Source organism: Pseudomonas sp. GM60 (genome assembly GCF_000282415.1).
Lineage (GTDB): Bacteria > Pseudomonadota > Gammaproteobacteria > Pseudomonadales > Pseudomonadaceae > Aquipseudomonas > Aquipseudomonas migulae.
The window spans coordinates 56,271-70,216 of record NZ_AKJI01000109.1; the positions used below are offsets into that span (position 1 = coordinate 56,271).

Genomic DNA, 13,946 nt, shown 5'->3' on the forward strand with positions numbered 1-13,946 from the left:
TCCGCCAACAACGCTATCCCTTGTAGGAGCGAGGCTTGCCCGCGAAGGCGTCAGCCCCGATAACGCAACTTCTGGATCAGTCTTCCAGCAGCTCTTCAGCCTGACCCAGGATGTTTTCCAGGGTGAAGCCGAACTCTTCGAACAAGGCTGGCGCAGGCGCCGACTCGCCGTAGGTGGTCATGCCGATGACGCGACCTTCCAGGCCCACGTACTTGTACCAGTAGTCCGCGTGAGAGGCTTCGATGGCGATGCGGGCGCTGACCTGCAACGGCAGGACCGATTGCTTGTAGTCGGCGTCCTGGGCATCGAACACGCTGGTGCACGGCATCGAAACGACGCGCACTTTGCGACCCTGCTCGGTCAGCTTGTCATAAGCCTGAACCGCCAGGCCGACTTCGGAACCGGTGGCGATCAGGATCAGATCAGGCTCGCCTGCACAGTCCTTCAACACGTAACCGCCACGGGAGATCTCTTCGATCTGAATCGCGTTGCGGGTTTGGTGCTGCAGGTTCTGACGCGAGAAGATCAAGGCCGAAGGACCGTCCTTGCGCTCCAGTGCGCACTTCCAGCTCACCGCCGATTCCACGGCGTCGGCTGGACGCCAGGTGTCGAGGTTTGGCGTGCAGCGCAGGCTGGCCAGTTGCTCGATAGGCTGGTGAGTCGGGCCGTCTTCGCCCAGACCGATGGAGTCGTGGGTGTAGACGTGGATCACGCGCTGCTTCATCAAGGCCGACATGCGCACAGCGTTGCGGGCGTATTCCATGAACATCAGGAAGGTCGCGCCGTAAGGCACCAGGCCGCCGTGCAAGGCAACGCCGTTCATGATGGCGGTCATGCCGAACTCGCGAACGCCGTAGTACATGTAGTTGCCGCTGGCGTCTTCAGCCGTGACGCCTTTGCAGCCTTTCCACAGGGTCAGGTTGGAACCGGCCAGGTCAGCGGAGCCGCCGAGAAATTCAGGCAACAGCGGGCCGAATGCGTTGAGAGCGTTCTGGCTGGCTTTACGGCTGGCGATGGTTTCGCCTTTGGCAGCGACTTCAGCGATATAAGCATCGGCTTTCTCGGTGAAGTCGGCCGGCAGATCACCGCTCAGACGACGAATCAGTTCGTTCGCTTCGGTCGGGAAAGCGGCGGAGTAGGCAGCGAAACGCTGGTCCCACTCGGCTTCGGCAGCGCGGCCGGCTTCCTTGGCGTCCCACTCGGCGTAGATGTCGGCCGGGATTTCGAACGGACCGTGGTTCCACTTCAACGCAGTACGGGTCAGTGCGATTTCCGCGTCACCCAATGGGGCGCCGTGGCAGTCTTCTTTACCTTGCTTGTTCGGCGAACCGAAGCCGATGGTGGTCTTGCAGCAGATCAGGGTCGGCTGCGCGCTTTTGCGAGCGGTCTCGATGGCGATTTTGATCTCTTCAGGATCATGACCGTCGACGTTGCGGATCACCTGCCAGTTGTAGGCTTCGAAACGCTTCGGCGTGTCATCGGTGAACCAGCCTTCGACTTCGCCGTCGATGGAGATGCCGTTGTCATCGTAGAAGGCGATCAGCTTGCCCAGGCCCAAAGTACCGGCGAGCGAGCCGACTTCGTGGGAAATGCCTTCCATCATGCAGCCATCACCCAGGAACACGTAGGTGTGGTGGTCAACGATGTTGTGGCCCGGACGGTTGAACTGCGCCGCCAGGACTTTTTCAGCCAGGGCAAAACCCACGGCGTTGGCCAGACCCTGGCCCAGTGGACCGGTGGTGGTTTCAACGCCCGGGGTGTAGCCGAGCTCCGGGTGACCCGGGGTGCGGCTGTGCAGTTGACGGAATTGCTTCAGGTCATCGATCGACAGGTCGTAGCCGGTCAGGTGCAGCAGCGAGTAGATCAGCATCGAGCCGTGGCCGTTGGACAGCACGAAGCGGTCACGGTCGGCGAACGATGGATTGCTCGGGTTGTGCTTCAGGTAGTCACGCCAAAGTACTTCGGCGATATCCGCCATACCCATCGGGGCACCGGGATGGCCGCTGTTGGCTTTTTGCACGGCATCCATGCTGAGGGCACGAATGGCGTTGGCACGCTCACGACGGCTGGGCATCGCTGATCTCCTAGGGTTTGAATAAAACGAAACGGAAAAAAGGCGAGCATTTTCCCTCACAGGCATGCCTCGCGGCAATGACAGATAGTCATCTGAAGGCGTTTTTCCAATGGATAAAGACGGTTTCGGCTGGTGAAACCTTTCTGCTATTCGTTTGTAGAGTGGAACAAGTCATCAGAAGTGCCACCCATCGAGCAATATCAAAACTTTTTGATATTGCTCTTGCGGTACTTTCTGACCGTCACTAGACTGCTGGCCCTATGAATTTACGCGTGCCTTCCATTCAACATGACGAGTGCGATGAGCTGGCGGCCCTGTGCAAGGCCGGTGGCGATCCTCTGCGGCTGAATGTATTGCGCGCGCTGGCGAACGACTCGTTTGGCGTACTCGAACTGGCGCAGATCTTCGGTATTGGCCAGTCGGGCATGAGTCATCACCTCAAGGTACTGGCCCAGGCCGACCTGGTGGCGACACGCCGTGAAGGCAACGCGATTTTCTACCGTCGCGCCCTGCCCCACACCGACCTGCTTGGCGGCAAGCTGCACGCCGCGCTGCTCGAAGAAGTGGACAACCTGACCCTGCCTGCCGATGTGCAGTCGCGGATCGGTCAGGTCCACGGGCAACGTGCAGCGGCCAGCCAGGACTTTTTCTCACGGGTCGCGGAGAAGTTTCGCGCCCAGCAAGACCTGATTGCCGGCCTGCCGCAGTACCGCGAAAGCGTGGTGGCCTTGCTCGACAAACTGAGCTTCAGTGAAGGCGCCACGGCCATCGAAGTCGGCCCTGGCGACGGTGCTTTTCTGCCGGAACTGGCGCGCCGTTTCACTCACGTCACCGCGCTGGACAACAGCCAGGCGATGCTCGAATTGGCGCGACAGGTCTGCGAACGTGAAACGCTGGCTAACGTCAGCCTGCAACTGGCCGATGCATTGAATGGCGTAAGCCTCAAGGCCGATTGCGTTGTACTGAACATGGTGCTGCACCACTTTGCCGCGCCGGCCGATGCGCTCAAGCACATGGCCAAATTGCTGCAACCGGGCGGTAGCCTGCTTGTGACAGAGTTATGTAGCCACAACCAGAGTTGGGCCAGGGAGGCCTGCGGTGATCTCTGGTTGGGGTTTGAACAGGACGATCTGGCCCGTTGGGCCACCGCTGCGGGACTCGTTCCCGGGGAAAGCCTCTATGTAGGCTTACGTAATGGTTTCCAGATTCAGGTCCGCCACTTTCAGCGGCCAACTGGCGACACTCACCATCGGTAAATTCAGGAAAAAATCGAGATGAGCGAATACTCCCTCTTCACCTCCGAGTCCGTGTCTGAAGGGCATCCGGACAAAATCGCCGACCAGATTTCCGATGCGGTGCTGGACGCCATCATTGCTGAAGACAAGTTCGCCCGTGTGGCGTGCGAAACGCTGGTAAAAACCGGCGTGGCAATCATCGCAGGTGAAGTCACCACGTCGGCCTGGGTCGACCTGGAAGAAATCGTGCGTAACGTCATTCTGGACATCGGCTACAACAGCTCCGATGTCGGCTTCGACGGCGCCACTTGCGGTGTGATGAACATCATCGGCAAGCAGTCCCCTGACATCAACCAGGGTGTTGACCGTGCCAAGCCTGAAGATCAGGGCGCCGGCGACCAGGGCCTGATGTTCGGCTACGCCAGCAACGAAACCGACGTGCTGATGCCAGCACCGATCACCTTCTCGCACCAGCTGGTTCAACGCCAGGCCGAAGCCCGTAAATCCGGCCTGCTGCCTTGGCTGCGCCCGGACGCCAAGTCGCAAGTGACTTGCCGTTACGAAGGCGGCAAGGTTGTCGGTATCGACGCTGTTGTACTGTCGACCCAGCACAACCCTGAAGTGTCGTACAAAGACCTGCGCGAAGGCGTGATGGAGCTGATCGTCAAGCACGTGCTGCCTGCCGAACTGCTGACCAAAGACACCCAGTTCCACATCAACCCGACTGGCCAGTTCATCATTGGCGGCCCAGTGGGTGACTGCGGTCTGACCGGTCGCAAGATCATCGTCGACAGCTACGGCGGCATGGCCCGTCACGGCGGCGGCGCGTTCTCCGGTAAAGATCCATCGAAGGTTGACCGTTCCGCGGCCTACGCCGGTCGTTACGTGGCGAAGAACATCGTCGCTGCCGGCCTGGCCGAGCGCTGCGAGATTCAGGTTTCCTACGCGATCGGTGTTGCCCAGCCGACTTCGATCTCGTTGAACACCTTCGGCACCGGCAAAATCAGCGACGACAAAATCGTCAAACTGGTTCGCGAAGTGTTCGACCTGCGTCCATACGCAATCACCACCATGCTTGACCTGCTGCACCCGATGTACCAGGAAACCGCAGCGTACGGCCACTTCGGTCGCACCCCGGCGACCAAGACCGTTGGCGAAGACACCTTCACCACGTTCACCTGGGAAAAAACCGACCGCGCCGACGACCTGCGTTCGGCTGCCGGCCTGTAAGACCTCCCCGGCGGTACCAAAAGCCCTGCACGGTTCGCCGTGCGGGGCTTTTTATTGTCTTGCGTTTGGGACCGAACCGCCCCCATCGCCGGCAAGCCGGTGAAGAGGCCAGCCCATTCGCCCGGAAACACCAGGAAAAACACCCACACTTCCTGCCAGCAAATACTGACTAGCCTTCAAGCACTCCCCTTGAGCAAGGACGCTCACGATGCTTCTGCGCCTGTTTTCTGTTTTTTTTCTGAGCTTTTTTTGCCTCACTACAACCGCAGCCGACTGTCCCGACTGGCCGCCCGACAGGGCTCTGGAAGAAATCACAACCCTGCAAAAACAGATCGACACCTGGGATGACAGTTATCACCACCATGGCCGCTCGCTGGTTGCCGACGAACTTTACGATCAAGCCCTCGCTCGCCTCACCGAATGGCGCAGTTGCTTTGACTTGGGCCTGACGCCCGAACCATTACGCACGGCTGGCGGCAAAATTGCCCACCCCATTGCCCACACAGGCCTGGAAAAAGTGCGAGATGGTCGTGCAGCCGAAACCTGGATGCGCGATCGCAAGGACCTCTGGGTACAACCCAAAGTCGATGGTGTGGCAGTGACGCTGATCTACCGCAAGGGCGCACTGCACCAGGCAATCAGTCGCGGCGACGGAATAAACGGGCAAGACTGGACGGCCTCGGCGCGACTGATCCCCGCCATCCCCCGGCAACTGTCGCAACCGCTGGACCTGCTGGTGCAAGGCGAACTCTATTGGCGACTGGCCGACCATGTTCAAGTCAAGGCAGGAAGCCTTAATGCCCGCGCCACCGTGGCCGGTTTGATGGCGCGCAAGGAACTCAACCCTGAGCAGGCCACCGGCATCGGCCTGTTTATCTGGGACTGGCCACAAGGCCCGGCCGGTTTGCCTGCTCGCATCGCCGCTCTGGATGAGCTGGGTTTGCCGAGCATCGCGCCTTACAGTCAGCCGGTACAGACGTTTGCCGATGCCGAACGCTGGCGCAATTACTGGTACCGCTCGCCCCTGCCCTTTGCCAGTGACGGTGTGGTCCTGCGTCAGAGCCAACGGCCTTCGGCCGAGCGCTGGCAGGCAAAAACACCGTACTGGGCCGTCGCCTGGAAATACCCCTTTGCCCAGGCGCTGGCCGAAGTACGCAAAGTCGACTTCAAGGTCGGTCGCACCGGACGGATCACCCCCGTGCTGGACTTGAAACCGGTGACGCTCGATGACCGGCAGATCAAGCGTGTCAGCGTCAGCTCACTGCGGCGCTGGGAGGAGCTGGACATCCGCCCCGGCGATCAGGTGTCCATCAGCCTCGCGGGGCTGACCATTCCCCGGCTCGACGGCGTCGTACTACGCGCCGCCGAACGCCCAGCCTTGAACGCGCCGCTGGCAGCCGACTTTCATCATTTGAGTTGCTGGCAACCGACGCCGGGCTGTGAAAGCCAGTTTCTCGCGCGACTGACCTGGCTCAGTGGCAAGCAAGGGTTGGCCATGCCTCATGTCGGCCCGGGAACATGGGAGAAACTTTTCGAAACAGGCCACCTGAACGGCCTGCTGGATTGGTTGACCCTCGATGCTCAAGAGCTTGCTAACATTAACGGCTTCGGCGAGCGCAGCAGTACTCGTCTTCTAAACAGTTTCAACAGTGCCCGCCAACGCCCTTTTACTCGCTGGCTCAAAGCCCTGGGTTTACCACCGACCGGCCAGGCAAACCTCGCCGACTCCTGGCAGGAACTGGCACAACGAAACACCGAACAATGGCAGGCCGAAGCCGGCATAGGCCCGGGACGCGCGGCGCAATTGAGCGCATTTTTCCGCGACCCGCAGGTCCTGGCCTTGAGCGACACATTACGTGCGGCGGGGATCGACGGTTTTTAGCAACCGCAGATACTCGCCCGCCCGGGAACCCAAAGAGGCCGACGGGCTCAAACGCCCATCGCCCTATCGACCCGATTGCACCTGCACATGGAGCTTTTATGAAATTTCTTTCACCGCTCGCCCTGCTGACCCTTTGCAGCGTGATGGCCGCGCCACTGATGGCCGCTGAAGAGGCCCCGGGGCTGACCGGTTGTGCCGCCAAGAAACAAGGCATCATCAACCAGATCGAACTGGCCAAATCCCATGGCAACGCCGATCAGCAGGCAGGCCTGGAAACGGCACTGAGCGAAGTCACTGCGCATTGCACCGACGCTTCGCTGAAGAAGGAGCGGGAAAACAAGGTCCTCGATGCCAAGCATGAAGTCAGCCAGCGCCAGGCCGACCTCGACAAAGCCATGAAGAAAGGCGATCCGGAGAAGATCAACAAGCGTAAGGACAAACTGGCCGAGTCCCGCAAGGAGCTACAAGACGCGCTCGACGAGCTGGATAAATAAGAAAAGGTAAAGTCAGGAATTTGTAGCGTTCTTCAGGGAGCTTCGCGAGCAGGCTCGCTCCCACAGGGGAATGCAATCCTATGTGGGAGCGAGCCTGCTCGCGAAAGCGTCAGTAAGAGCGCTGCAAATCAATGATCCCGAAACTCTTTATGGCACGCACTACAGGCATCTTCGACCTTCTGCACCGCCGGCCCCAGGTTGCTGGCCTTGTAAGGCTGAACCTTGCTGGCAATCACCAATTCACCGGTGGCGGCTTCAAGGGTGCGGGCCATTTCCTGAAAGCGTGCCTGTTTCTGCCAAACGTCGCCCTTGGCGCTGGTGTGATCTTCTTCGCGCACCTGCGGAAAATGCTTCCACGGTTCCTGGGACAACGCATCGAGTTTCACCGCGCCGTCAGCGAATTTCGGGCCGTCGAATGGAATGCGGCCGCGCAACATGCCACCCAGGTCTTCGCCGGTCTTGAGCATTTGTTTGAAGATTGCCTTGCGCTGGCCCAATGGAGAATTCGGATCGACACCGCCGCACGCGGACAAGGTCAGGCAGGCCAGCAATACAACGGAAAGTCTTTTAAGAGTCATGGTGGCTTCAGGTCACGGGAAACGGCGGCCAGTATCCTCGCGTCATCGGCAAAGACCAATAGCCCTATTATCAATACGGGTTGTTTGAGCGCATGGAGCACTCAGGCAACCGACAAAGGAATTACTCCATGAACAGCCGTTTCAAGGCATGGCGTCACCGCCTCGCCTGGACCCTCCCGATGGTGGCCGTGCTCGCAGGCTGCACCGGCGGTGACAACAACAAACCCAAGACCCACGCGCTGGCGACTTATTCCAGCGCCACCTGGGAAGCCCTGCCGACGGTGTCCGATAACGACCTGGTCGCCGGTTTCGGTTCATGGCGCAGCGCCTGCACCCGACTCAAGGCCGACCCGATCTGGGGCTCTACCTGTGCCGCTGCCAGCAACGTGCCGCAAACCGCCAGTGACATTCGCGGCTTCCTCAAACAGAACCTCGACGTCTACGGCCTGCGCGCCGCCAACGACAATCCCAACGGTTTGATCACCGGTTACTACGAGCCGGTCTACCCCGGCAGCCTGACCCAAACTGCCGTGGCGAACATCCCGGTGTACGGGGTTCCAGAAGACATGATCATCGTCTCTCTGGACAGCATCTACCCGGAGCTCAAAGGCAAACGCCTGCGCGGACGGCTCGAAGGTCGCGTGCTCAAGCCTTACGACGATGCGGCAACCATCGAAACCAAAGGGGTCAAGGCGCCGGTCGTGGCATGGCTGACCGACCCGATGAACCTGCAATTCCTGCAAATCCAGGGTTCCGGTCGCATTCAGCTCGACGATGGTCGCCAGTTGCGCATTGCGTATGCCGACCAGAACGGTCATCCGTATCGCCCCATCGGCCGCTGGCTGGTAGAGCAAGGCGAACTGAAGAAAGAAGACGTGACCATGGGCGCAATCAGCGACTGGGCCAAGGCCAATCCGGCGCGCATTCCGGAACTGCTCGGCAGCAACCCGAGCTATGTGTTCTTCACCCGCAACCCGGACAGCAATGAAGGCCCTCGCGGCTCGCTGAACGTACCGCTGACGGCGGGTTACAGTGCGGCAGTGGATCGCAAAGTGATTCCGCTGGGCAGCCTGTTGTGGTTATCCACAACGCGGCCGGACGGCTCCGCGCTGGTTCGCCCGGTGGCGGCTCAAGACACTGGCGGCGCGATTGCCGGCGAAGTCCGTGCAGACTTGTTCTGGGGCACCGGCGAAGCGGCGGGGCAACTGGCTGGCGACATGAAGCAGCAGGGGCAGATCTGGATGCTCTGGCCCAAAGGCGCGGCATTGCCGCAAGTGCCTCAGGTGGCTGATGCGATTAAAGCCAATCCTTGAGTCTGGTTTCGCCTGACAGATCGCCTTCGCGGGCAAGCCTCGCTCCTACAGGGATTACAGTCGATCACACATTGTGTGCTCGCCGCAGATTTCTGTAGGAGCGAGGCTTGCCCGCGAAGGGGCCAAAATAAACACCGCAGATATGTCAGACCGAAATCACAAAGAAACTCACGATCAACCCCATCCCCACAAACCACACCAGCGACCGCAGAATCGCCCAGTCCGCCAGGTAGCAAATGATGTACAGCAGACGGCTGGTGATGAACAACACCGACAGCACATTGATCGTCACCAGCTCGGCGTTGCCGGCCAGGTGGGCCACGATCACCGCCGCCGCGAACGCCGGGGTCACTTCGAAACTGTTTAATTGCGCCGCATAGGCGCGCCGGCCCAAACCATTCAGTGACTCGAGAAAATCCCGGGGATCATGGTTGTCTTTCAATCCAAAACGGCCACTGACCTTGGCAATCCCCACGCAGAGATAGGGCAGGAAGAACGCAATCAAAATGCACCACAGAGCAACCGTCATATCGCAGTCCCTTTCTTCGAGTTATAAAATCCGGATTCCGGTCAAAACTTCATCACCAACATGCCGATCAGCACCAGCCCACAGGCCAAGAGCCGCGGCCGACCGAAAGGTTCTTTCAGATAGCGCATGCCAAACAGCACCACCAGAATCACGCTGATCTCGCGCAATGCCGCCGCTTCTGCAATCGACCCCAGCTGCATCGCCCACAGCACCAGAGCGTAGCTGAACAACACGCAGAACCCGACCGCCAATCCCAAGCGCCATTGTTCACGCCAGAACAGCATGAACGCCGGCCGCTTGCGCACCAACGCCAGCAGCGGAAACGGCCAGGCGCTGAGCAACGTCACCCAGACCAGGTAATCCAGCGGATGCGACCAGCGCCGCAACGCCTGGCCATCGATAAAGGTGTAGCAGCCAATGCACAGGCCAATAAGCGCCACCACCGGCAGCATCGACCACGGCAAACGCGTACCGCCACCGCCCTGCCACAGCAGGCACAGCATGCCCAACGGGATGAGCAGAATTCCGAAGATCTGCTGATTCGTCAGCACCTCCCCGGCAAAGATCAGCGTCAAGGCCAGCACCACTAACGGCGACAAGCCACGCATCAGCGGGTACACCAAACCGAGATCACCCACCCGATAGGCCTGAATCAGCAGATAGCGATAAAGCAATTCGAATGCGGCCGATGCGAGAATCCATGGCCAGATTTCAATCGGTGGCAGCGCCACGAACGGCAGCATCAGCGCGACAAAAAGCATCGCCACGCTGTCCATGCAGGCCACGACCAACAACCGTTCCGCACTGAATTTAATCAGGGTGTTCCACGCCGCGTGCAACAGCGCCGCCACCAACACCAACGCCGTCGCAAGCACGGCACACTCCTTTTTTTGCCCCCGCCGCCCTTGTAGGAGCCCGGCTTGCCGGCGATGACATCCTCAAGAACGCCATCGCCGGCAAGCCGGCTCCTACAAGGGCGGGGGAGATTATTGATTCGCCATATGTCAGCAGCTGTTTATACTGCAAGCGACCACGCCGCACTCAGTTGCGCACAGACTAATTCCAATAATTTCTGCCATGGCCCGCTCTCTTCGAGAACGGTCGTCGGCCTGCGTATGCCTGATCACAGCGTCAAGACTACCGACAGAGACCTTGCGCATGCCACTCGCCTTGCTTGCCCTCGCTGTTGCCGCGTTCGGCATCGGCACCACTGAATTCGTCATCATGGGCTTGCTGCCCGACGTCGCTCGCGACCTCGCCGTGAGCATTCCCCACGCCGGCCTGTTGATCACCGGCTACGCCCTGGGCGTGGTGTTCGGCGCGCCGATTCTCGCGGTCGGCACCGCCAATATGCCGCGCAAAGCCACCCTGCTGGGCATGACACTGATGTTCATCCTCGGCAACGTGCTGTGCGCGTTGGCGCCAAACTACGCCACGCTGATGGCCGCGCGAGTGGTTACCGCGTTGTGCCACGGGGCGTTCTTCGGCATTGGTTCGGTGGTCGCGGCCGGTCTGGTCGCGCCGAACAAACGGGCGCAGGCGATTGCCATGATGTTCACCGGCCTGACCCTGGCCAATGTGCTCGGCGTCCCATTGGGCACCGCGCTCGGCCAATACGCCGGTTGGCGTTCGACGTTCTGGGCAGTGTCGGTGATCGGTGTGATCGCCGCGATTGCGCAGTGGGTCTGGCTGCCGAAGGACATCGCCATGGACAAGGCCAACCTCGCCAGCGAGTTCAAGGTGCTGGGCAAGGTCAATGTGCTGCTGGCCTTGGGCATGAGCGTGCTGGCGTCGACCAGCCTGTTCAGCGTGTTCACCTACATCGCGCCGATCCTGCAGGACATCACCGGGGTCAGCCCGCACGGCGTGACCATTATGTTGCTGTTGTTCGGCGTCGGTTTGACGGCGGGCAGCATGCTCGGCGGCCGCCTGGCCGACAGTCGCTTGCTGCCTTCGCTGGTGGGTATGGCGCTGGCGGTGGTGGTCGTGCTGGCCGCGTTCACGCAGACCAGTCACTCGGTGATTCCGGCGGCGATCACGCTGGTGTTGTGGGGGATCTTTGCCTTCGCCCTGTGCCCGATTTTGCAACTGCTGATCATTGATCAGGCACATGAAGCACCCAATCTGGGTTCGACGTTGAACCAGAGCGCCTTCAATCTCGGCAATGCGGCCGGCGCGTGGATTGGTGGGCTGGTGGTCGCCAGCGGCGCGGATCTGGCGGACTTGCCGTGGACCGGGGCGCTGGTAAGTGGCTTGACGGTGCTGACAGCGCTTTTCTTCATTTACCTGCAACGTCGCGGTGCGGCTGCGGTCAATGTGTCCGCCTGAATAATTGCCTTCGCGGGCAAGCCTCGCCCCTACAGGATCGCGCAGATCCTGTAGGGGCGAGGCTTGCCCACGAAGAAACCGACTCGGTGCACCTACCTGAAAACCAATCTCTCCCCTCATCCAAGGACCCCGGATGCTTGAACTTGTCGCTGCGTTTATCTGCCTCACCTCCCTGCTCACCTACGTGAATTTCCGTTTCATCGGCCTGCCCCCGACCATCGGCGTCATGGTCACCGCACTGATGTTTTCCCTGCTGTTGCAGGGCCTGAGTGTCCTCGGTTACCCCGGCCTCGAAGAGCGTGTGCAACAGCTGATCGGCCAGATCGACTTCGGCGATCTGCTGATGAACTGGATGCTGTCCTTTCTGCTGTTCGCCGGCGCGCTGCACGTCAATCTCAATGACCTGCGCAGCTATCGCTGGCCCATCGGCCTGCTGGCGACGTTTGGCGTATTGATCGCCACCGCCGTGATCGGCAGCCTCGCGTATTACATCTTTGCCCTGTTCGGCTGGCACGTGAGCTTTCTGTATTGCCTGCTGTTCGGCGCGCTGATTTCGCCGACCGACCCCATCGCGGTGCTCGGCGTGCTGCGGACCGCCAACGCGTCCAAACCGCTGAAAACCACGATTGTCGGCGAATCGCTGTTCAACGATGGCACCGCGGTAGTGGTGTTCACCGTGCTGCTGGGTATCGCGCAACTCGGTGAAACCCCGACCGTAGGCGCCACGGCCCTGTTGTTCGCGCACGAAGCGATTGGCGGCGTGCTGTTTGGTGGGCTGATTGGCTACCTGGTGTACCTGATGATCAAGAGCATCGAGCAGCATCAGATCGAAGTCATGTTGACCCTGGCACTGGTGATCGGCGGCTCGGCCATGGCGTCGGAGCTGCATGTTTCCGCACCGATTGCGATGGTGGTCGCCGGCCTGATCATCGGCAATCTGGGGCGCAATCTGGCGATGAACGACATGACCCGAAAGTACCTGGACGGTTTCTGGGAGCTGCTCGACGACATGCTCAACGCCCTGCTGTTTGCCCTGATCGGCATGGAGCTGTTGCTGCTGCCGTTCAACTGGCTGCACGTATTGGCGGCAAGTTTGCTGGCCCTGGCCATTCTGCTCTCGCGCCTGTTGACCGTGGCACCGGCCATCCTCCTGCTGCGACGCTGGCGCACAGTGCCGCGCGGGACGATCCGGATTCTGACCTGGGGTGGTTTGCGCGGTGGTGTTTCGGTGGCGCTCGCCCTGGCGCTGCCATTGGGCCCGGAGCGTGATTTGCTGCTGAGCATCACCTACATCGTGGTGTTGTCGTCGATCCTGTTGCAGGGCTTGAGCATCGGCAAACTGGTCAAGCACGTGACCCGGGATGAGCCTGCGCCAGCGGCACAGGCCGGGCATCACTGATTACTTTTTGACCTTCTGCGGGTCGGGCTCCCGATCCGCAGACTGCTTCGGCGGCCCGCTTTCGCTTCGAATCTGCGCATGGCTCAACAGCGCAAAGATAAAGCTGCCACCGATGATGTTCCCCACCAGCGTGGGACCTGCGAACACCAGCCAGAAATCCTTCCACGGCAACTCGCCGGCAAACACCAGATACGACACTTCGGCCGAACCGACGACGATGTGGGTGAAATCCCCCAGCGCCATGAGGTAGGTGATGAGGATGATGATCCACATCTTGGCGCTCTCCATGGACGGGATCATCCAGACCATGGTCGCGATCATCCAGCCCGACACAATGCCTTTGGCGAACATCTTGCTCGCGTCGTTCTCCATGACTTTGCGCCCGATATCGAGGAAGGCCAGGTCGGTCTTGGTGTCGAAAATCGGCAGGTGCAACATCACATACGCGACCAGCAAGGTGCCGCAAAGGTTGCCCACCAGCACCACCGACCACAGCCGCAACAACCGGCCGAAATTGTTCAGGGTGGGTTTGGTCATGACCGGCAGCACCGCCGTCAGGGTGTTCTCGGTGAACAATTGCTGGCGGGCGAGGATGACCGCAAGGAACCCGGCGCAGTAACCGAAACTGGCGATCACCTTGAAGTGTTCGCCGTCCGGCAGACGCGAGTTGAGCAACCCCATGGCCATCAGCGACAGGCCCATGGTCAGACCGGCGGCGAGCGCCGACCACCATAGCGCGGCGACGCTGCGTTCGAGTTCCTGATCGCCCTGGGTGCGGATGATTTCGTGCAATACAGCCGCACGTGGCGGCTGGCTTTTTTCGACGTCGTGCCGTTCTTCAGCCGAGAGGTTCGGGGTCTTGCCGTCTTTTTGCGCGTCCATAG

The 13,946-nt window shown here is 60.4% G+C and carries 12 protein-coding genes; 7 read left to right on the forward strand and 5 right to left on the reverse strand.

All coding sequences use genetic code 11. The features are described 5' to 3' along the window. Positions 1–76 precede the first annotated feature (76 nt). Positions 77–2,074 (reverse strand): transketolase, encoded by a 1,998-nt coding sequence (gene tkt / locus PMI32_RS05230; protein ID WP_008033295.1) that lies wholly within the window; start codon positions 2,072–2,074, stop codon positions 77–79. Positions 2,075–2,334: 260 nt separating this feature from the next. On the opposite strand from tkt, the gene PMI32_RS05225 reads away from it, so the two are divergent. From PMI32_RS05225 to PMI32_RS05210, 4 genes are all read left to right on the forward strand, one after another. Then, entirely contained in the window at positions 2,335–3,330 is a 996-nt protein-coding gene (locus PMI32_RS05225; RefSeq protein ID WP_008033297.1) for an ArsR/SmtB family transcription factor, read from the forward strand. Between the two features lie 18 nt (positions 3,331–3,348). Then, positions 3,349–4,539: a methionine adenosyltransferase gene (gene metK / locus PMI32_RS05220; RefSeq protein ID WP_008033298.1), complete on the forward strand. Its 1,191-nt coding sequence runs from the start codon at positions 3,349–3,351 to the stop codon at positions 4,537–4,539. 208 nt (positions 4,540–4,747) lie between these two features. Continuing rightward, entirely contained in the window at positions 4,748–6,421 is a 1,674-nt protein-coding gene (gene ligB, locus PMI32_RS05215) for an NAD-dependent DNA ligase LigB (RefSeq protein WP_008033299.1), read from the forward strand. A 98-nt stretch (positions 6,422–6,519) separates the two neighbouring features. After that, positions 6,520–6,915, forward strand: coding sequence for a DUF1090 domain-containing protein (locus tag PMI32_RS05210; protein ID WP_008033300.1), 396 nt, complete (start codon positions 6,520–6,522; stop codon positions 6,913–6,915). 128 nt (positions 6,916–7,043) lie between these two features. On the opposite strand, the gene PMI32_RS05205 is transcribed toward PMI32_RS05210, so the two are convergent. After that, on the reverse strand, positions 7,044–7,493 hold the full coding sequence (locus tag PMI32_RS05205) for a c-type cytochrome (RefSeq protein ID WP_008033302.1): 450 nt from the start codon (positions 7,491–7,493) through the stop codon (positions 7,044–7,046). A 128-nt stretch (positions 7,494–7,621) separates the two neighbouring features. On the opposite strand from PMI32_RS05205, the gene mltA reads away from it, so the two are divergent. Next, positions 7,622–8,806: a murein transglycosylase A gene (gene mltA, locus PMI32_RS05200; RefSeq protein WP_008033304.1), complete on the forward strand. Its 1,185-nt coding sequence runs from the start codon at positions 7,622–7,624 to the stop codon at positions 8,804–8,806. 145 nt (positions 8,807–8,951) lie between these two features. Here mltA and PMI32_RS05195 read toward each other — a convergent pair whose 3' ends face one another. Next, entirely contained in the window at positions 8,952–9,335 is a 384-nt protein-coding gene (locus PMI32_RS05195) for an MAPEG family protein (protein ID WP_008033305.1), read from the reverse strand. 41 nt (positions 9,336–9,376) lie between these two features. After that, entirely contained in the window at positions 9,377–10,210 is an 834-nt protein-coding gene (locus tag PMI32_RS05190) for an EamA family transporter (protein ID WP_008033307.1), read from the reverse strand. A gap of 283 nt (positions 10,211–10,493) precedes the next feature. On the opposite strand from PMI32_RS05190, the gene PMI32_RS05185 reads away from it, so the two are divergent. Next, on the forward strand, positions 10,494–11,663 hold the full coding sequence (locus tag PMI32_RS05185) for an MFS transporter (protein ID WP_008033308.1): 1,170 nt from the start codon (positions 10,494–10,496) through the stop codon (positions 11,661–11,663). Positions 11,664–11,796: 133 nt separating this feature from the next. Next, positions 11,797–13,062 (forward strand): cation:proton antiporter, encoded by a 1,266-nt coding sequence (locus PMI32_RS05180; protein WP_008033309.1) that lies wholly within the window; start codon positions 11,797–11,799, stop codon positions 13,060–13,062. On the opposite strand, the gene PMI32_RS05175 is transcribed toward PMI32_RS05180, so the two are convergent. After that, a complete protein-coding gene (locus tag PMI32_RS05175) occupies positions 13,063–13,944 on the reverse strand; it encodes a formate/nitrite transporter family protein (RefSeq protein ID WP_008033310.1) in 882 nt (293 codons plus the stop codon). It abuts the gene before it with no gap. Between the last annotated feature and the right edge of the window lie 2 nt (positions 13,945–13,946).

Bases quoted from the DNA above. Each gene is read 5' to 3' on its own strand.
- tkt (WP_008033295.1), bottom strand. From the start codon at position 2,074: ATGCCCAGCCGTCGTGAGCGTGCCAACGCCATTCGTGCCCTCAGCATG.
- PMI32_RS05225 (WP_008033297.1), top strand. From the start codon at position 2,335: ATGAATTTACGCGTGCCTTCCATTCAACATGACGAGTGCGATGAGCTG.
- metK (WP_008033298.1), top strand. From the start codon at position 3,349: ATGAGCGAATACTCCCTCTTCACCTCCGAGTCCGTGTCTGAAGGGCAT.
- ligB (WP_008033299.1), top strand. From the start codon at position 4,748: ATGCTTCTGCGCCTGTTTTCTGTTTTTTTTCTGAGCTTTTTTTGCCTC.
- PMI32_RS05210 (WP_008033300.1), top strand. From the start codon at position 6,520: ATGAAATTTCTTTCACCGCTCGCCCTGCTGACCCTTTGCAGCGTGATG.
- PMI32_RS05205 (WP_008033302.1), bottom strand. From the start codon at position 7,493: ATGACTCTTAAAAGACTTTCCGTTGTATTGCTGGCCTGCCTGACCTTG.
- mltA (WP_008033304.1), top strand. From the start codon at position 7,622: ATGAACAGCCGTTTCAAGGCATGGCGTCACCGCCTCGCCTGGACCCTC.
- PMI32_RS05195 (WP_008033305.1), bottom strand. From the start codon at position 9,335: ATGACGGTTGCTCTGTGGTGCATTTTGATTGCGTTCTTCCTGCCCTAT.
- PMI32_RS05185 (WP_008033308.1), top strand. From the start codon at position 10,494: ATGCCACTCGCCTTGCTTGCCCTCGCTGTTGCCGCGTTCGGCATCGGC.
- PMI32_RS05180 (WP_008033309.1), top strand. From the start codon at position 11,797: ATGCTTGAACTTGTCGCTGCGTTTATCTGCCTCACCTCCCTGCTCACC.
- PMI32_RS05175 (WP_008033310.1), bottom strand. From the start codon at position 13,944: ATGGACGCGCAAAAAGACGGCAAGACCCCGAACCTCTCGGCTGAAGAA.